The sequence below is a fragment of the Halovenus amylolytica genome (assembly GCA_004015825.1).
GTDB lineage: Archaea > Halobacteriota > Halobacteria > Halobacteriales > Haloarculaceae > Halovenus > Halovenus amylolytica.
Genome location: SAYS01000022.1, coordinates 55471 through 72819, shown reverse-complemented (window position 1 = coordinate 72819; position 17349 = coordinate 55471). Strand labels below are relative to the sequence as shown.

At 51.6% G+C, this 17349-nt stretch carries 16 protein-coding genes and 1 pseudogene; 9 read left to right on the top strand and 8 right to left on the bottom strand.

What is annotated here, in order from left to right; all coding sequences use genetic code 11:
• Positions 1-591 precede the first annotated feature (591 nt).
• The gene (locus tag EOW68_RS16140) at positions 592-1134 is read right to left on the bottom strand and encodes a hypothetical protein (protein ID WP_128226197.1); all 543 of its coding nucleotides are present in this window, start codon (positions 1132-1134) and stop codon (positions 592-594) included.
• A 385-nt stretch (positions 1135-1519) separates the two neighbouring features.
• Between EOW68_RS16140 and EOW68_RS16135 the strand changes: the two genes are divergently transcribed.
• The 4 genes and pseudogenes from EOW68_RS16135 to EOW68_RS16130 all read left to right on the top strand — a co-directional run bounded on the left by EOW68_RS16135 (position 1520) and on the right by EOW68_RS16130 (position 4343).
• Entirely contained in the window at positions 1520-1981 is a 462-nt protein-coding gene (locus tag EOW68_RS16135; RefSeq protein WP_128226196.1) for a tyrosine-type recombinase/integrase, read from the top strand.
• Between the two features lie 518 nt (positions 1982-2499).
• Positions 2500-2634, top strand: a pseudogene (locus EOW68_RS18915) (hypothetical protein); the annotation flags it as partial.
• 331 nt (positions 2635-2965) lie between these two features.
• Positions 2966-3142 carry a glycine zipper domain-containing protein gene (locus EOW68_RS19100; RefSeq protein WP_489666326.1) on the top strand — a complete coding sequence of 59 codons (177 nt, stop codon included), beginning with the start codon at positions 2966-2968 and terminating at the stop codon, positions 3140-3142.
• 628 nt (positions 3143-3770) lie between these two features.
• Positions 3771-4343, top strand: coding sequence for a hypothetical protein (locus EOW68_RS16130; protein WP_128226195.1), 573 nt, complete (start codon positions 3771-3773; stop codon positions 4341-4343).
• 8 nt (positions 4344-4351) lie between these two features.
• Here the strand turns inward: EOW68_RS16130 and EOW68_RS16125 are convergent, their stop codons facing one another.
• Complete coding sequence (locus tag EOW68_RS16125; RefSeq protein ID WP_128226194.1) at positions 4352-6793, bottom strand: hypothetical protein; 2442 nt, start codon at positions 6791-6793, stop codon at positions 4352-4354.
• 205 nt (positions 6794-6998) lie between these two features.
• Here EOW68_RS16125 and EOW68_RS16120 point away from each other — a divergent pair, with 205 nt between their 5' ends.
• Complete coding sequence (locus EOW68_RS16120) at positions 6999-7556, top strand: recombinase family protein (RefSeq protein WP_431358996.1); 558 nt, start codon at positions 6999-7001, stop codon at positions 7554-7556.
• 146 nt (positions 7557-7702) lie between these two features.
• Here EOW68_RS16120 and EOW68_RS16115 read toward each other — a convergent pair whose 3' ends face one another.
• Positions 7703-7891 (bottom strand): hypothetical protein, encoded by a 189-nt coding sequence (locus EOW68_RS16115; protein WP_128226193.1) that lies wholly within the window; start codon positions 7889-7891, stop codon positions 7703-7705.
• A gap of 144 nt (positions 7892-8035) precedes the next feature.
• Here EOW68_RS16115 and EOW68_RS16110 point away from each other — a divergent pair, with 144 nt between their 5' ends.
• Entirely contained in the window at positions 8036-9853 is a 1818-nt protein-coding gene (locus tag EOW68_RS16110; protein ID WP_128226192.1) for an SWIM zinc finger family protein, read from the top strand.
• Positions 9854-10092: 239 nt separating this feature from the next.
• Here EOW68_RS16110 and EOW68_RS16105 read toward each other — a convergent pair whose 3' ends face one another.
• Positions 10093-10554, bottom strand: coding sequence for a hypothetical protein (locus EOW68_RS16105; RefSeq protein ID WP_128226191.1), 462 nt, complete (start codon positions 10552-10554; stop codon positions 10093-10095).
• A 131-nt stretch (positions 10555-10685) separates the two neighbouring features.
• Positions 10686-11159 (bottom strand): hypothetical protein, encoded by a 474-nt coding sequence (locus EOW68_RS16100; protein ID WP_128226190.1) that lies wholly within the window; start codon positions 11157-11159, stop codon positions 10686-10688.
• A 727-nt stretch (positions 11160-11886) separates the two neighbouring features.
• On the opposite strand from EOW68_RS16100, the gene EOW68_RS16095 reads away from it, so the two are divergent.
• Together EOW68_RS16095 and EOW68_RS16090 are read left to right on the top strand one after the other, a co-directional pair.
• The gene (locus EOW68_RS16095; RefSeq protein WP_128226189.1) at positions 11887-12339 is read left to right on the top strand and encodes a hypothetical protein; all 453 of its coding nucleotides are present in this window, start codon (positions 11887-11889) and stop codon (positions 12337-12339) included.
• 65 nt (positions 12340-12404) lie between these two features.
• Positions 12405-12929 (top strand): hypothetical protein, encoded by a 525-nt coding sequence (locus tag EOW68_RS16090; RefSeq protein WP_128226188.1) that lies wholly within the window; start codon positions 12405-12407, stop codon positions 12927-12929.
• Positions 12930-13508: 579 nt separating this feature from the next.
• On the opposite strand, the gene EOW68_RS16085 is transcribed toward EOW68_RS16090, so the two are convergent.
• Positions 13509-13949: a hypothetical protein gene (locus tag EOW68_RS16085; RefSeq protein ID WP_431358995.1), complete on the bottom strand. Its 441-nt coding sequence runs from the start codon at positions 13947-13949 to the stop codon at positions 13509-13511.
• A 22-nt stretch (positions 13950-13971) separates the two neighbouring features.
• Here EOW68_RS16085 and EOW68_RS16080 point away from each other — a divergent pair, with 22 nt between their 5' ends.
• Positions 13972-14931, top strand: a complete 960-nt coding sequence (locus EOW68_RS16080) for an alpha/beta hydrolase (RefSeq protein WP_431358994.1) — start codon at positions 13972-13974, stop codon at positions 14929-14931.
• Between the two features lie 71 nt (positions 14932-15002).
• On the opposite strand, the gene EOW68_RS16075 is transcribed toward EOW68_RS16080, so the two are convergent.
• The gene (locus EOW68_RS16075) at positions 15003-15713 is read right to left on the bottom strand and encodes a J domain-containing protein (RefSeq protein WP_431358993.1); all 711 of its coding nucleotides are present in this window, start codon (positions 15711-15713) and stop codon (positions 15003-15005) included.
• A gap of 1 nt (position 15714) precedes the next feature.
• Positions 15715-16845: an HNH endonuclease gene (locus tag EOW68_RS16070; RefSeq protein ID WP_128226185.1), complete on the bottom strand. Its 1131-nt coding sequence runs from the start codon at positions 16843-16845 to the stop codon at positions 15715-15717.
• Between the last annotated feature and the right edge of the window lie 504 nt (positions 16846-17349).

The following is a 17349-nucleotide window of genomic DNA, read 5'->3' as shown; positions in this document are numbered from 1 at the left end:
CACCGCTGTTGGATCGGCTAATCGAAGATGCCCAAAAAATCCATCAGCAGCGTCTCGTGCTTCAGGAACGACTGGCTACCGGTATCCAGCCAAGAACCGCAGAGGTGGCTTAGCTAAAGACGGATGCAACGCGGTTATAGCGTTTATACAGCAGTGTGACGGAGTGCGGTTTCATAGTGATTATTGCGGTAATTTTCGGCACTGCCACGAAAACGAGGCTGCTCCGACCCTGAAAGCGTGAGTCTCTCTTCACTCGGCGTCGACGGCCAGTGACCGTCTGCTCGGGAGACAGAGTCTCCCTCTGGAACAGACTCGTAATAATCACTATCAGTCGTGAATTGTTAGATTCGTGTGCTACAGCGCTTTTCATCCTGGTGACTGTAAGAAATGAACGAATTTCGACCCGACGTGGGGTGAGTCGAACAGCGTGCGGCGATCCTCGTGAGAACTCGTTCTCACGGTAGTCGAATATTTGTCCGAATTGACAGCCACCAGTATCAGTTGACTCGATCAGTTCAAAACTGAAGTGGCACCAGGATACACCCGACGACGTCACCCGAATACGGATTGCTTCGTGCCAGACAGGCGAGTTCAGGGACGAGTCCCGGAGAACGTCTCATGGTGGTCAGCGATATCCAGTTCGACGCTGATGCGGTCTGGGACCGGATGGGAAACCCGGAGCAGTAGGGTAGAGATGACCTGGTCGTCCGAGTGCGGTGTCTCGTCTCGAACGACCACGTTAACAGTCAGGTTGACATCGCTTTCGTGAATGTCCACGATCTCGAATCGCATGGACGAATTCAGGGGACAAACCTGGACCAACCCGAGGTAGGACGCGCTGAAATCTGTCCCCCTGACGAACGCCGCCTCCACGTCTGATAGCCGCTCAAAATCGAGTAGCTCCGCTTCATCATCGGTGACGACTAATGCGGCGTAGTAGCCCTGCTCGGTCACGTCCTGAAGACCGGGCCCGAAGGTCGGACCGTCGTCGATCTCGATGTGCTCGTAGGACGGACCGCTGGAGGACGGCGCGGACAGACAACCGGAGAAAGTCGTGATTCCAGCGGTTCCCGTTAGTACAAGGAGCGTCCGTCTATCGATTCCTGACAGGGAGTGAGCGTCGGGAGTAGTCACTGGCACTCTCTCATCCTCAATTTGATACTACTCCGATTGCGGCTATATACCTTCGCACGGGGGCAGAAAGCAGGGAATTGGCTGGAAGCGTACCGAGAACAAGCGAGTCGCTAGTGCCACTCGATTTTGAACTGCTAGAGTTTACTAATGGTGCCAAACACAGCCGGCGTGCTGACTACACACTCTATATGCAGCGGGCACTCTGTTGACTTGTCACCGATATGTCGCCTTTGAATTCGGGTGAGCAGCGTTCTTGTGGTGGATGACGGACAACGATCAGCAGTCGAATGAATGGGCACGGTTCCTGTGTCTGGCCGCTGGCCGACTCGGACTCCGAGCTGGCGAGATCGCGCACTTCCGAGCAGAGTGACTCGATTGGGATCGGATGCTGCTTCGCATTCCACAACATGAACTCTCCGAGTGCGGCTATTGTCGCCGGCAAGCGGTACAAGAGACGGCTCACAATGAGGAACACACACATGAAGAAGTGATGGAAGCTCGCTGGCACCCGAAGACCGTTGCTTCCGCGCGGTCGATCCCGATTGATTTGTCGCTCCGGCTGGAGTTGTGTCTGGAGCGGTTCACTGACCAGTACGAATCGTTCCCTCGATCGCGTACTACTGTCAATAGACGGGTGACAGTTGCCGCCGAGCCAGCAAACATTGATGCCCGAGTCTATCTGCATTGTCTCCGTGCGACCGCTGCCAGCTACCGCGCCTATCAAGGAGTTGCACCCGTTCCGCTCCAAGCACTGATCGGCTGGAGCGACTTGGCAACAGCGCAGAAGTACATTCGCATCTCCGAAAGAGCCACGACTGACGCTCTTCGGCAAGTCCAGCACCGATGAAAGCGGTCTAATATCCGTCAACTCTCATTATCCGTGCTGAGTTGAGGGCGCATATCTCGCACGGAGGGCTGGCCTGAATGACGCAGTCGTAATCGGGAGACTGAGAACGAACCTAACGATAGTTCGAGTGTTCGCATACTTCTAATAGATCACGGATCATACGAAAGGACAATGTCAAGTCACGAATGTCCAACTTGTGGCTGGGACGATTTTGCTCGTGCGGTTGATATGAAGGCTCACCACACTATTGCGCACAACGTGAGTCTCGTCAGTCGGGAGGATCCGAGCAAGTGTCCACTCTCCGGGAGAGTTTTTGCGAGTGAGGCAGGGATGAAAGCCCACCATATGCACATTCACGCCGAAAGTATTGCTGAGTCACGAACCCTCACAGCATCCACTCGACAAGTGGTTCTTGACCGCGACGAGTACGAATGCCAGCGGTGCAACATCGACGTCACTCCAACGAAAGAAGAGGGAGCTGATTTCCAACTTCATCATATTATTTTGCTGCAGGCGGACCGAACCATCAAAATAACCTCGTTACATTGTGTAATGGCTGCCATGTGCAGGCACATGATAAAATGAAGACGATTGTTGAGGAGAATCCAGAACTTCTTGACGAGCTGCGAGCCATCGTATGCTCCACTGAATAGATACTGCTTTGACACACAGCTCCAGCGAGTTGGGTTTTCGATCACCATTTCCGTTCAACGCTGGTCGGGTGTTTCATAGATACTCTAATCGGTCGCTCCCCCCGAAATTATCTACGCAAACCATCAAGAGGGGAGTGATGAATACAATGCGTATATCGATGACCACCCATCCGGACCAGAAGATGAGCATTGTAGACAGCGGTGTCTCAGTTACGAATACGACCTGATTTGGTTTGGAGGCCAGGTATCAAGGACATCTCTATTCTCGTCGGTGGAGAATCGTAGTTGGTGTAAAGACCGTTCGAGATCCTATTTCTATTCGGAGGATATCATGGGTGACCGTGAAACACACAAGTGGTACAATTGGAGATCTCAGCAAGGATGGGGGCTCTTAATCGGTTTCTCTATCGGAGCAACTATTGGGATCGCAGTAGATGATTTTGCGCTCTGGATCGCTATCGGGATGGCACTTGGTGTCGCTTTTGAAGCGTCGATACATAGGAAGTGACAACCGTGTTGGAACCCTCGGGCATTGAGAGGTTCAGTTCAACGTACTGCATCCACCCTCTATATTCGCAGTCGCTCAAATCCGATGTCTGAAATCCGTCATAGTGGCAAGTGCTGAATAGAGGGCACGTATTTTGTGTGCCAACTTGAAAGCGTAGGCGTTGGAGTCTTTCAGCGCAGGTTTCTAATCGCAAGACTGCGACGGTGTGGTTCGTTCGTAGTTTTTCCATTGCCTTCGAACATCGTGCTCGCTCCATGGTGTCACGAGCGAAAAACCACCAGACAGCGACGGGAAAAGGATGCTCCGACAGGGATTCGAACCCTGGTCATTGCCGTGAGAGGCCGGGTTCCCCTGCAGGAACAGTATGTTGGCCTCTCGGATCTGACTCCCTCTATATTGGAATCCAGCTTGCTACTGTCTCGCCATTGACCCCCCACATATAAAAAATCCCGGACGATTGCCGCCCCGGCAAGTGCGACTCGCATGACCGTCGGGTGTCTCATTTCTCATCCATTCCCGGTGAATGATGACTGATCGTTGCTATAGTAGTTCATCATCTTGATCTGATAATTCTGATTGACCGAATGATACTATTGATGTGAGTTCCAACTATCAGTAGGAGGAAAATATGAAGACCGCCGAAAGAAGAATCGCCGAAATAGTAACTGAAACTGTCGACGAAGTTGATCTCGATCATGCTGAAAAATTAGTAGACGAGGCAATTAAGAATAGGTATGAGTTGCCAGAAACTGATTTTACAAAGGTATATACCTCCGAAACAGAATCGTATTCCAGCAAAATATCAAATATAAAAGTGTTTGATATCGAAACCGCTTTTGCAGCATTTGGGCAAACAGGATCATTACTATCAGGTGATCCAACGATAATCGGGAGTGCAGTCGCCGTTTTATGTGCCACCTTGATTAATAATTCGAAAGTACAAATATCGGCGCCTGCTGGCCTGATATATGCTTTGGCATACGAACACCGTCATAAAAAATGGGAGATACCCAAGGAAAATTTGTTTCACATCTCAAAGGAGAAAAGCCAAGAGTTGGATAGTGTCCAAACAATAAATAAGGAAGAGTTTTCGAGACATATTAGAGAATTAGATAGAGTTGAGTGTATAGATATCGAAAAAAAAGATGAAGAGGAAATTATAGTTTTAAGAGAAAGGTGCACTTCAGCATGGGAGAAATAATTGTGATCTTATGTTATATATGATTTGAAGTATTCTTCTATCTTTGAATTAAAAAGTTGAATCCAAGGCTCGTAATTTTCATTCGGAAAATCTTTGTCCATGACGTACGACGAAGTAAGGATTAATTTGATCAGTACAACTAATCGGGTCTCACTGTCTGAGTAGAGATCTCCAAGTACAAGTTCGGTGATATTTATGATAGATGGATCCGGTTCTGATAGATTTTCTTTTGCTATATCAGTCATTGCTCTAATTAATGATGCCTCAACTAGCGTAGGGAACTCAGATTGAGAATCTACTAAACAAAGATACTCAATTAATAGTCGAATTCCGGTTAAATTTTCTATATCGGAATTTACTTCTTTGATACATTTCACCATCGAAGACTGAATAACAGCTGGTTGTTTTCCAGAAAGTTCGGATGATTCAAAAGTGTAGTCAGTGATTTTTTTTGCTGCTATTCTAACACCTGACCGATCTTCTTTCTGGATTTCTTTACTACAACTCTTGAACATTTCTTTATTTAATATAATTATTGAGTCTATCCCCATATTTTTTTTAATATATGTCATCTCAAAGGCTCTAAAAATGCGAGAAAGCCATTGACTGTAGCTATTAAAAGGAATATAGCTAATTATATCACCTAGTGCTCTTCCATATACTTTCCCAATAAATTCATCTCCATCATCAAATGACTCAACCATTCTTTCAACTATTCGACTTAATCTTCTGATTCTAGATGTTTCAGGTTTGACACCGCTAAATTGAGTTATTGAAGAAATATTTCCGGAAATGAAATCTTCTATCGATATTTCTCGCCAATTCGTCATCTGATTATAAAATATCGGCATAAACGAAGTTGTATGTCGCAATTGCCTGGTCGGCGGCAGACTCGCATAGAATGCGAGTTTTTGAGGCAATCTTCCTGGATTATAATTGTTAAATGAGCCAATTTTGAAATCTTCAGAGAGTATCCCCTTTATTTCACCCCACCCTGACTTTTCAAATTCAGTCTGATATTCAGCGACTGCTTCTTCAAAAATTTCATCATATTTTTCTTTTTCGTAACACCAATTGGCGATTAATTCCCAATTTTGTAAATAGTGTTCATTTAGATCTGAGGCTCCGATATCACGTGAAATTGCTTCAAATATCATATTATAATTCTCAGTAAAAAAATCAAATTTTGTTCTTTTGCTATTCATTCGTGAAATTATCTCTAATAGCCGTAGTCGGAGGAGTGTGAAAAGTATAAATCTCAATGGAATTCCTCCTTCATTATAATAGATATTGAGATTATTTGATTCAGAATTTTCAATAAATACTATAGTTGGACCAGATATTCTTTCGACCCTTTCATGCAGATATTGTATCTCTTGTTTGTACGACGGTAGACCTTCACCCGGACTGATATCCGGTGTATTTTGAATTATCTTTCTTCTTACTTTCTCAAGCCCAATTGAGCCAAAGCTAAGCCATTCTTGATAGATGCGTTCAATTAATTCATCTTCCACACCATTTTTTCGTAACTGTCTCAGGGCAAATCTCTGTTGATAAAAAGATTCGATAGCATCAGCGAACAATACTATTGGGACACCTCGTGATGGAATATCCGAGACATCCTTCTCAGAAAGTAAATGCATATAAACGGCGGAACGCGCTGCTTGGCTGAGTAATTCGTGTGCAAATTCCTCATCAAGTGTATTAAAAATAAACCACGACGCCATGAGACAAGAGCGCTGATATGAGTATACAAAATTTTCCCATTGCTCTACCTGTTCTTCCTGAGAATAGGCGAGTGGATCATATCCCGGATGAGACATACTCCAAGTAGATTCTTCCGCCTCTTTTATAAAAGGGTCAAAATGTGATTGATCCAAATTGTCTCTGCCCAACTTTTGATCAATTCTCGTTATTTGTTCTAAAATTGCTTCAGACGTTTCTTTTTCGCAATAACATAATTCAGTAATTAATGCAAATGTTTCATGAACTGGTTTGAGGATCTTTTTTTGAAGAGATACAAATAAGTAATTGTGTACTGTTTGTTTCAATCTATTTGTTATATGTTCAGAGACCTCTTCATCATATATATTTTCTTCTAGATCCTTAACAGCTGTTAAGCGCATCAATTCTTTGGTGTAAAGAAATTGTGATGAAAATATGTTACTCTGCGTGATAGCATCATTAGTAAGGATGGCATGACCCATCTCATGCTGAAACACACTTTCCTTGTTCGCTATATTTTTAGTTTTTTCGATTATTTTATCACCTTCTTGGAATTTGATTGGCCCCTCGACAAACGAATCTCCATCTGAAAAATCTTCATCAGAAATATACACGCCATCAATCGCTGGAATATATTTTCCTTCTAAATGCTCACTCTGAAGTGGTAATTGATATGTGAATTCATGGCCTCTCTCACCGAATTCTGGAGTCGGTAAGAAATGCATCTCGTCTTTATACTACTCATAGGTCTATTAAAATTCTTGTTCAACGATTGTTATCCATTCTATTGATCTATACACACGATTGATTAGCTGACGGAATAGGTAAACTCGTAAAGTCCTAATAACGCCCCGGTTGTAGAAAGTGTACTCCTTGCCCATATGGGCGTAAGCTCGATCTTTTAAATATCCGCGTACCGTGGGCGAATCTATGCCTACAGCCGCCTACGTTCGGGTTTCGACTGCGGACCAAAACCTTGACCGACAGCTCGAAGCGACTCACGAATACGCTGTCGAAGAACTCGGCGTAGACCCCTCCTCTATCGAAGTGTATCGAGACAAATCTACTGGCACCGACGTTGAGCGGTCTGGATATCAGCGTCTCCTTGACGACGCAGACGCCGGCCGAGTAGACGCCGTCGTCGTCCACGAGGTCTCTCGTGTGGCGCGAAGTATTTCGGATCTGGAGCGTACCGTTGAACGGCTTCGGGACGCCGGCGTTGCGGTACATATCGTGTCGGAACGAATGGTTCTACGTCCCGAAGTGGAAGACGAAGACCCGTATCAGCGGGCACTCTTCCAAATGCTCGGTGTGTTTGCGGAACTCGATGCGAAGATCAAACGCCAAAACATACGCCAAGGAATTGCCGCGCGACAAGAGAGCGAGGACTATCACCATGGTCCAGCCCCGCTCGGATTCGAAAAAGACAGCGGGAAACTTATCGAGAGTGGTAACTACCACCGCGTCTGTGAGACGCTGGACACGTAGCCAAAGACGAGATGAGTCAACGCCAGGCAGCCAGCGAGCTCGACTGTGGCCGCAAGACAATCAGAAGAGCAGTCAATGAGCGGGCTGATCTGTATGGGCTATAGCCCTCGTTCTAGAGGGCTCTCGTCGTTGCCTCCCCTTGGCAGTCAGGACTCATCGATCCACTCTGAGAGCGTCGCAGCAATAGTGGTGTATGCGGCGTGTTTCCCTGCCCGGTAATCATTGATCTGCGATGGATCTTCCGAGACGACCGGGTATGCTTCGACAACGCGTTTGATTTGCTTGAGCGTGTGAGTGTCGAGTTCCGAGGCATCGATGGGTTCGTCGTCAGTCATGCCTTGAGATTCGTGTCAGTCGTATTTGAGTCGGTGGGGTCGATCTGTCAGTATTTCGGTCTGAAAGACGATCGATGACTGTCTGCAGACGATCCCTGAAGCGAGGCTTTTCTACAGCGCCCTCGTAGGAGTAGCCGGACACAGATGGGGCAGGCACCCGATCTGACCGAAGCAGCGGTCCGCCGCTTGGCACGACCACAATCGTTCGAGCGCGGCGAAAACTACTACGAACAGAACGCCGTGATCGATATTCGTCGCCGCGGGGAGACACTCCAGGCGGATGTCGAAGGGAGTCAGTACGAGCCCTATCGGGTGCGCATCGAACTCGACGACACCGGCATCGTTGAGACAAACTGTTCCTGTCCCTACGACCACGGCGGAATCTGTAAACATCGCGTCGCAGTTCTATTGACCTACATCCGCGATCCGGATACAGTGACACAGCGACCACCGGTCACGGAGTTGCTGACAGACCTCGATCGGGAGAGGCTTGTTTCCCTTCTCGGAGACCTGGTGGAGGAACACCCTGACCTTGCCGAGTGGATCGAACGGGAAATCGAGGCTCGCTCCACGGAAGCAAGCGATGACGAGGACGCCGGTCAAACAGTGCCGACGCGACAGACCGCACCTGATCAGGAGACGATACGCCGCCGCGTCGATAGCATTCTTTACCCGTCAGGGCCGCCGACCCGCGGCGCACAGGATCCGCACGCGGCGATGGAGTCCCGCGTCGATGACCTGCGTGACCTGCTTGCAGAGGCGCACGTGTTCATCGACGCTGGTGACGGGGAGACGGCACTGACCGTCCTTGAGGCAATAACTGACGAGTTGCTGGATGGGGAGTGGCTACGGCTCTCGCATGATGATTCGACTGCGATTTTCGAATTCTTCAACGAGTTGAGCGGGGCCTTCTCCGAAGCCCTCCTCACGGCGAACCTCTCGGATACGGATCGCGAGGAGTGGGCTGATCGGCTGGCCGAGTGGGCGGACGAACTCGCCAGCTACACGCGACACCCACCCTTCCAGACAGCTGTCGCGGCGGCCAAGCGCGGGTGGGATGACGATTGCCTCCAGCAGGCGCTGGCGGGCGCGGACGACGTGGATCTATGGGCGGATGAGCGTCCGTGGTATGCCGATGATCTGCTGGAAGCGCGACTGGCCGTCCTCGAACGGGAGGGACGCACCGACGAGTATCTGAACCTGGCACAGGCAACCGGCCAGTCCGTCCAGTACGCGACGAAACTCGTTGATCTGAACCGTGCTGATGAGGCAGCCGAATACGCCCGCGACCACCTCTCGACGCCTGACGACGCCCTCACCGTGGCGAAGACACTCCGCGACGCAGACCAGCCGACTGCTGCTATCGAGGTCGGCCGCTACGGTCTCACACTGAACAGGACGCGAAACGTGGCGTTGGCCGAGTGGCTCCGCGGTGTAGCGAGTGCCCACGGCGACGATGAGACGGCCCGAGAGGCTGCAATCGCCGCGTTCAAAGCCGAGCCGTCGATGGCGACGTATCGGGCCGCCCGGGAGGTTGCCGACGATGACTGGCCGACGGTTCGTGACGAACTTCTGGAACATCTCCAGCGACGGAGTCCCGGCCGAGAGACCGCCCGCGAGTTCGCCGAGATTTTCCTAGCCGAAGAGATGATCGACGAGGCAATTGCTATCGCGGAAGAGTCGGGTCACTACACCGTCGTCGAACCGGTCGTTGAGGCCGTGTGGGACGACCGTCCGGAGTGGACAATCGCAGCCTGCAAGGACCAAGCCGAACCGATCATCGAAGACGGGCAGTCCGACCGGTATCGACACGCAGTCCAGTGGCTTCGCTACGCCGGGAAGGCTGCACGGGCCGCCGGTGGCCTCAACGCGTGGCGCGAGTACGTCGAAACGATTCGGGACGACCACTACCGGAAATACAAGCTTCGACCGATGTTAGAGGAACTTCTCGACGAATTCTGAATCATAGTGATTACTGCGAGTCTTTACCGCCGTGACGAACCCTATCGGTGAAAAGAGCCGCTGAGCCACCGTCTTTCGACACCGTCTATGAAACTATTCGCAGTCGTCACTATGACTTCGATGCTCACCGATTGTTGGCACCCCGGTGGAGACAGGGGTGTCTGCAATTAGCGGGCGTCTCAGGTGGCCCAACGCGTCTTCTGAAGGGATTGTGGTAAAGACATACAACCCACCAGTATTCACCACTTGTCCTCGGGATACGTAATGTGCAACCGCTCCACGATTTTACGATGATCGTCAAGCCACCAGATCGCACGTTCTATCCCGTCAAATGCCGCCTGTATTTCAGTTGTATCGACATCATCTGAGTCGTCAGCGATCCACCGGTCATCCTGCCGGACGAACGACGCGCAAACCTCGGTAATAATCTCATCCGCTCGTCGGTGAATTTCCTCATTCAAGACTTCACCCCACTCTGCCATGACCACTCGCATCGGGTCATCGCACCCAACCAGTGATCGTCGAACCTCTACCACTTGGCGGGTTTGGTCTGCAATCAGGAGGAGGTCATGGAGCTGTTCATCGGCTTCTAATTCTTCGACAATACCCTCGCGCAAGGAGCGATAGTGGAAGGACCGCTTTTTCATGTCTACAATCTGTTTCAAGCGGTTGCGGATACGCTCCTCTGCCTCAGAACTCATTGAGGAACCACCCCATACCCAAACAATCTCTGTCCTGTCGAATCGGTTTCTAAATGGGTCTTCTTATGCATGCGGATGGTTTCCTGTATTCGGTATGAGTGTCATATCAATAGCCAATGTGAGTCTCTGATCTAATCGGCGTCTACGAATTCCGGACCGAGTATCTGCGCCCAGACCTCCTGTTTGGCTCGTTTACCAGTCCCGTCCTTGGCGTCTTTACAGCCACGTCCGGCAGCCAATTGCAGCGACTTGAACAACTCAGTTAGTGCTTCTTGCCCCAACTCGGCCATGTGCTGGTCCATGTCGACATGTTGTACGGATCGTGGATCGTCATAAAACGCCTCGTACACGTCATTGATCATCTCCTTGAGGTTCTGCATCAACTCCGGGGCGCCACCAAGAATTTGGAGGCCGGAAATTCTGGCTGAACAACGCGAGCACTCCTCCTCAATGACAGCGATTTTGCAGCAGGAGCGGTCAGAGATCACCTCCCGAGTTACCTCCTGGAGGTCATGATACGCCTCCGGGGCCAAGCCCTGTTCGAAGAGTTCTGCAGGGTCAATATCTCTACACGGTACCGGTTCGGAATCGCGTGTATCTTTCATCGTCGTGGACGGTTGTAACCTACACACTCCTTAAAAGGTAAGCCCTCAACCGGTGGCGCGAGCCGACCGAACCGCCGCAATACGGCTGAAAATCGACTGTCAGAACGGGATCTAGAAGAATACCACACCAAATCACCGCTATGCAACGATGAGTCACTCCAGATTGCCGCCACTACTGCACTTCCACAAACGGCAACGGCCAGCAAATAGCTGGTGAGGGCCACGACCGAGCACTCACAACAGTACATGACAGTAGAGCCATCCCCGCATTTTACAGATTTCATTGAGACTTTGCGGCGACCGAATCGCTACGGAAACCCGTGTCTGACATGAGAAAACGCGCCAGCACATCAATCGAAGGTCGAAACAATGGAATCTGTGAAATTACCAGCAACAACGAGGTTCATCAACTCGCAGTTCTCTATGTCCGAGAAACGAGGGCACGGCCCTGTTCAACGAGCACGCTCCCGAGGGCCCTCATCCGAGCGTGACCCACTATAGCCAAGCCCAATCGGTCTGGCACTGTTCACGCGTGGCTCTCGGTCGTGACCAGATTGGACAACTCAAAGCAGCTCACGGAAATCGTTTCATGAACGCTCCGAATGAGATTCCTCGCCGCCACGACAATGGACGGCCCTCCGCTGATCCGGCATATCCATGCTGCGACAGGCCGGATCGGCGGGACCACTTTACCAGCCATTAAGTGGGGCCGAGGGAAAACGCCCGTATGCAACACGATAGCTCGACAACAGGCGATCACGTGAGCCTGCTCATCGACCAACCTGCCCTTCCAGACGACGAACCACGGCGCGAAACCCTCCTCGCTGATTTAGAAGCGGCCGTCGAGGCGGTACTCGCCGACCATGGACTCCACGCTGACGCCCTGCGAACGTTCGGTGGCCACACCTACACCTCGATCGATGCTGATTGCCCGCAGTGTGGCGACCGGTTACCGCTGATCGAACCAACACTTGATGCCAGCAATGGCGCAGTCGCAACGGCCGCGTGCGAGTGTGGCTGGCGTGGCGACGCAATCTATCGGTTGATCGACTTCCACGAGACACCCTCACAGGCCACAGCGGACGGTTCCCTACCCGACGAGGAAACTCCCGTGGACATACTCGAAGAATCCAGCAGCGTCAGACTGGACGATATCAAGCCGACGTACACCCCTTACTGATCGCCGATGATCACGCTCAGCAATCGTCAATTGGCCACCGAGCATGCGAACTGGTGCTCCCTGCCATGACAGCGAACGGCCCCGCGGAGAACCCGGATGAGGAAACGCACCGAGCAGTCACGCTTGCGGATGTGTTGGCTGTGCAGGAGGGCGAGGCGATTGCTGTTCGAGCAGTCCAGGAGTCAACAGAGTGGATTCTTGCGGGACGGGTCACCTCGTTCACTGACGGTACGGAGACAAGACACGGCGTCGAAGAGCGACTCCAAGAATCCACGAATACGATTGTGCTCTCTATCGATGCCGATACGTGGTGGGTTCTCTCCGAGGGTGACACTATCGATCGCAGTCAGGAATTAAACGACCGACCGCAAATGCAGGAATACCCGGATCTGCCACCAAAAGATCCGCCGGCGTGTTCGTTGTCCTACTGGGAGACTGGGCGCATCGGAGTGCGGATTCCGAGACCGGTCCGCAACGGGTCACGCGTCATTCACTACGCAGCGGATGATTACGGTTCCGTCGTAGCGTTGACCCATGGGGCCGTGGTGCAACCCGAGTTGCTCCTTCCGGATCCCTACACGCCTCCGTAGTGCGGGGTGCTTGTTCTGCCACTCCGGCAGGAACCCATGTTCACAGACACCGCAGTACGCAAGATTTCTGTCATGACCAGCTACAGCGCGTCAGTGAGTTCCAGTCGAGACAGGTAGCTAGTGCGTCTGCCCGTAAGCGATTTGCTCGCGCTGGGAGTCGGTTACTCGGACTCTCTGTCAGTGCCGTTCTCGGTCCACTCTGCATCGCATTGGTCACGATGTGTCGATGGCGTCACCCACAAACCTTCGATTGTCTGAGCTGTCGATAGTGTTCTGAACACATACTGAAGATACCGACATCGACCGCGCGCCGTCAGAGCACAAAACAATGGAACCTATGAAATCACCACCAAGCAGTCGTTTCACTTGTAGCGATCCAATATCATGAAGCACAGTCCGATTCTTTGTGATGGACGGCTGTTCGCTGCTTGTTGGGGTTGGTAACGAAACGTGGACGTCAGGAATTAACCGTCGTTTCAGATCCTGTAGCAGGCTCTTATCGAGGATAAAGTCAACTGGACACACCCACCATGTCGCAGGCAGCCAGTTTCAGAACAGAACCGCACGAGACGACTGCAGCTACAGTCCGACAACAAAATCGGTGTCACTGATATGCTCCGCGCCCCGCCCGATGGCCTCTTTCACAGCGAGGTCATCTTTCATCAGGAAGAATCGTTTTCGCTGTCGTTCCCACGTCGCAACCGACTGCTTGAGAATCTCGGCATGTTCGTCGTACTTGTCGATGACGACACAGTACGGTTCGAGGTCGGTCACGATCACGGGGTCGTAGTACGCGTTTTCAAGACGCTCGCGGACAGCATCGAACTCGTCTGCCGGTATCTCGAACCGGTACTCTGTGTCATTATAGTACCCGCTGAGATCCTCGAATAGGTCCGTTTGTTCGAAATACTGCGAAAAGAGGTACTCGTTGTCCACCTCGAACACGACGAGTTCCTCAGGTTCAACATCGAAGGCAGGCATCGCCTGGTTACCCTGTACTCGACGTTTTAGTTCACTCACACTTAGAACTGCGCCACGCGCGGTGAAAGTAGAAGTCCATGGAAACGTTTCATCATCGCGGTTCTGGACCGAACTGATGGCCGATATGCCGGACGACTATCGGATCATCGCCCCGGACCTGCGGGGATACGGCGATTCGGAAACAAAACCGGTCGACGCTACCCGCGGCGTTCGCGATTTCACCGACGATCTGGCGGCTCCGTTCGATGAACTCGGACTGGAGGCGGTCGCGCTGGTCGGCTGGTCGATTGGCGGCGGCATCGCCATGCAGTACGCCGTCGACCACTCTGAGACCCTGACAGACCTCGTCCTCGTAAGCACGATGTCACCATACGGATTCGGCGGCACGACCCGCGATGGCACGCCCTGCCAGCCCGACTATGCTGGAACCGGCGGTGGCCTGGCCAACGACGAATTCGTCGAGCGCCTTGCCGAAGGAGACACGAGTGCGGAGGCTGACGCCTCGCCACGCTCGGTGCTGCAGGCCTTCTACGTTGGCCCAGACAACGAGTTCGACCCCGAAGTCGCCGACGCCTACGTCGACGCAATGTGTACCACGGCCGTTAGCGACGAAAACTACCCCGGCGATGCGGACTCCTCCGAGAACTGGCCGGGTGTCGCGTCCGGCGAACACGGAGTCCTCAACGCCATCTCGCCGAAGTACTTCGACACATCGGAACTGAGCCACATTGACCCGAAGCCACCGGTATTGTGGGTCCGCGGCGATGCCGACCAGATCGTCTCGGGCTCATCCTTTTTCGACGCGGGGTTTCTTGGGCAGGCCGGCGAACTGCCCGGCTGGCCAGGTGAGGACGTCTACCCACCCCAACCGATGAACGACCAGACCCGAGACGTCCTCGAGATGTATGCCGACAACGGCGGCAGTTACACTGCGGAGACGTTTACCGATGTGGACCACTCGCCTCACATCGAGCGCCCAGAGCAGTTCCAGTCAGTATTGCTCGACTTCTCGAACAGCTGAAACAATATCTCTATTACTGAGTGTTCTTTGGAACGAGTGAGAAAGTCACGGGGCCTTCAGAAGACGTGACGCTACCAAAACGGCTTCCAAATCCGACGGTTAGTATTCAAGAGTACTTCAGCGCCAGCGATAATCATAAATGTTACTGCAAGGACTGCAACCGTGAACGCAATCGACTCTGAAAGAACTCCTCCTTGGAGGCCAAAGGGGTTACCTGCGACAGGTCCGGGTTCGCTCGAACTACCGATCCAAACTGGCAAGATGTACAGTGAGAGAAATCCAGGTATTAGCACCAAGCCACCGTAGGCAAGAAGCCGGCGAAGGAATCCAGCGTCAGCCGTGTCTGTCGGTGGGGCTGTGTTTGCGGTTGGTCCGGAGCCGTCCTTCCACACGTGTTCAGCCGCCTCATGGCCGCGTGTATGCGCGTCCCAGTTAACATTGCCAGCGGTTCCATCCTCGGCCCGAGCCTGCTCAGCATTCTGCCCCTGGTTAGTCTCTTGTCGCGCAGATCGGTCACGCTCGTATGCATCTCCGGTGTCCGTCGATCCATGCCGTCGGTCACCGAGATACTGCTCGTGGCCGAGTTGGTCGTAGCGTTTGCGCTCTTCGGGGTCAGAAAGGACATCGTGTGCTTCCTTGAGTTGAATGAACTGCTGCTGCGCGTCAGGGTCGTCGTTCTGGTCGGGATGTGTTTCTTTGACCGCCTGTTGCCACGCTTGCTGGATTGCTGACTGGTCGGCATTCTGTGATACACCCAACCGCTCGTAATAGGTTTCAGTCATCTTAGAATGTCCTCCCGTGTCGGGCTTCATGACACGACCGACACAACGTGCGTAGATTCATTGGGTGGTCTTCCCCATCACGACTTCGCGGATGTTGATGATCAACATGTAACTCTGTATTGCCGTTGCGAGGGCCGCCAAGTGCACCGCAATTACGACACTGGTGACCGTCGCGTTGACGTATCAGCGTTGCGACTGTTGCCCAATCCTCGGGATAGGGCGGTGTCTCCGATAGTTTGTCTTTTATTGGTGTCGTCCCTGCGAACCAGGGAACTAACCGCGTCGGCGTCACCACAAACGATTGGCGCACATACAATCGTGCCCTTGACAGCGGCCAGATAAATTTCAGTTTGGTGAGCGCATCAACGCACATCCGTACCGTAATTTTGATAGCATCCGCAATCGAGGTTTGTCCCGAGATTTTATACTTGGGAGTAGTCTTGATCAGCCGCCAAATTAAAGTAAAAAATGATAGCACAAACAGCGGCCCCCACAATAACGCCGTAATCCCGACACGAGCAGGCTTGCTCAGGGGCGCTCGCTTACCACTTGGGACGAGATCGTCCTCCAATGGTCGACTGGCCATATCCCCACCTTTGAGTGCCTGTATCGCACCATCCAGCATTTCCGTCTGGATAATAAACTCCGCATTGTTGTCGAGATTGTCTTGTTCACGAACTTGCTGGAGTAACCGTAGCGCCTCCTCACGAGGAGTCACAAGATCCGGGCGGTAATACCCTATTTTTGTTAGTACTGCTGCCGCCCTCACTCGTTCGTCGTGATTGCCGGAACGCAAGGACTCTACCATGAGGTTCGTTCCGTCGGCAAAATCCTGCGGATACCATGTTGACAGGTTCGCGATTGTTGTTAGGACGTTGTATCGGACATTCGGATGAATATCGTCGAGACGTGCAAGGATAGCCTCGCTCGTTGACCGCAATTCCAGTGGATAGTGGACAGATAGTTGCACCAGTACGGCTGTCGCATTCGCTCGAGCGTCGGAATCCGGCGATGTCAACAACGGCGGCAAATCAGACAGATGGTTGAGTGCCTCCCCCGGATCTGTTTCGGCGAGGTGAAGTAACCGAGCTGTATGTTCTCTCTGATTACCGCTTTGTTGTTCATTTCCCATTTCTACTTAAAGGTAGCTAAGGTCCATATATAAATTAGGCGTGTCTATTTCAAGTTATGATAAGCCAACCGAAGGTGTGGTCACAGACCGACATCCACGACCTGTAATATCGTTACACGGACAGTTGCGAAACTGATGTACAGCTTACACTAGGAACACATCTATTTACCAACGATTTGAGCACATCGATTAAATAGAGACTGAAACTACTACATTGATCGTTACACTAAACCTCATCGATATTGGTATGCTCAGTGATTAGAACCAGAACTTCATTCTCTGGCTGGTAGAAATAGTCTTTGACACCAACTCATTTGCACCGATACGGAATGGTCATTCCTTTTTCACACCAACACTCATCATTAGGGTTCCATTTTGAGAGTTTGTTTAGGGAAGCTTGGATCAGAAACTGACAGATTCACACCCCGAATATTCGAATGGCAGTGTATAGTCGGTGAGTTTGAACGTAAGCATAGCGTGCTTTTGATATATTCGCCCCTGAGC

Bases quoted from the DNA above. Each gene is read 5' to 3' on its own strand.
- EOW68_RS16135 (WP_128226196.1), top strand. From the start codon at position 1,520: ATGCTGCTTCGCATTCCACAACATGAACTCTCCGAGTGCGGCTATTGT.
- EOW68_RS19100 (WP_489666326.1), top strand. From the start codon at position 2,966: ATGGGTGACCGTGAAACACACAAGTGGTACAATTGGAGATCTCAGCAA.
- EOW68_RS16130 (WP_128226195.1), top strand. From the start codon at position 3,771: ATGAAGACCGCCGAAAGAAGAATCGCCGAAATAGTAACTGAAACTGTC.
- EOW68_RS16125 (WP_128226194.1), bottom strand. From the start codon at position 6,793: ATGCATTTCTTACCGACTCCAGAATTCGGTGAGAGAGGCCATGAATTC.
- EOW68_RS16120 (WP_431358996.1), top strand. From the start codon at position 6,999: ATGCCTACAGCCGCCTACGTTCGGGTTTCGACTGCGGACCAAAACCTT.
- EOW68_RS16115 (WP_128226193.1), bottom strand. From the start codon at position 7,891: ATGACTGACGACGAACCCATCGATGCCTCGGAACTCGACACTCACACG.
- EOW68_RS16110 (WP_128226192.1), top strand. From the start codon at position 8,036: ATGGGGCAGGCACCCGATCTGACCGAAGCAGCGGTCCGCCGCTTGGCA.
- EOW68_RS16105 (WP_128226191.1), bottom strand. From the start codon at position 10,554: ATGAGTTCTGAGGCAGAGGAGCGTATCCGCAACCGCTTGAAACAGATT.
- EOW68_RS16100 (WP_128226190.1), bottom strand. From the start codon at position 11,159: ATGAAAGATACACGCGATTCCGAACCGGTACCGTGTAGAGATATTGAC.
- EOW68_RS16095 (WP_128226189.1), top strand. From the start codon at position 11,887: ATGCAACACGATAGCTCGACAACAGGCGATCACGTGAGCCTGCTCATC.
- EOW68_RS16090 (WP_128226188.1), top strand. From the start codon at position 12,405: ATGACAGCGAACGGCCCCGCGGAGAACCCGGATGAGGAAACGCACCGA.
- EOW68_RS16075 (WP_431358993.1), bottom strand. From the start codon at position 15,713: ATGACTGAAACCTATTACGAGCGGTTGGGTGTATCACAGAATGCCGAC.
- EOW68_RS16070 (WP_128226185.1), bottom strand. From the start codon at position 16,845: ATGGGAAATGAACAACAAAGCGGTAATCAGAGAGAACATACAGCTCGG.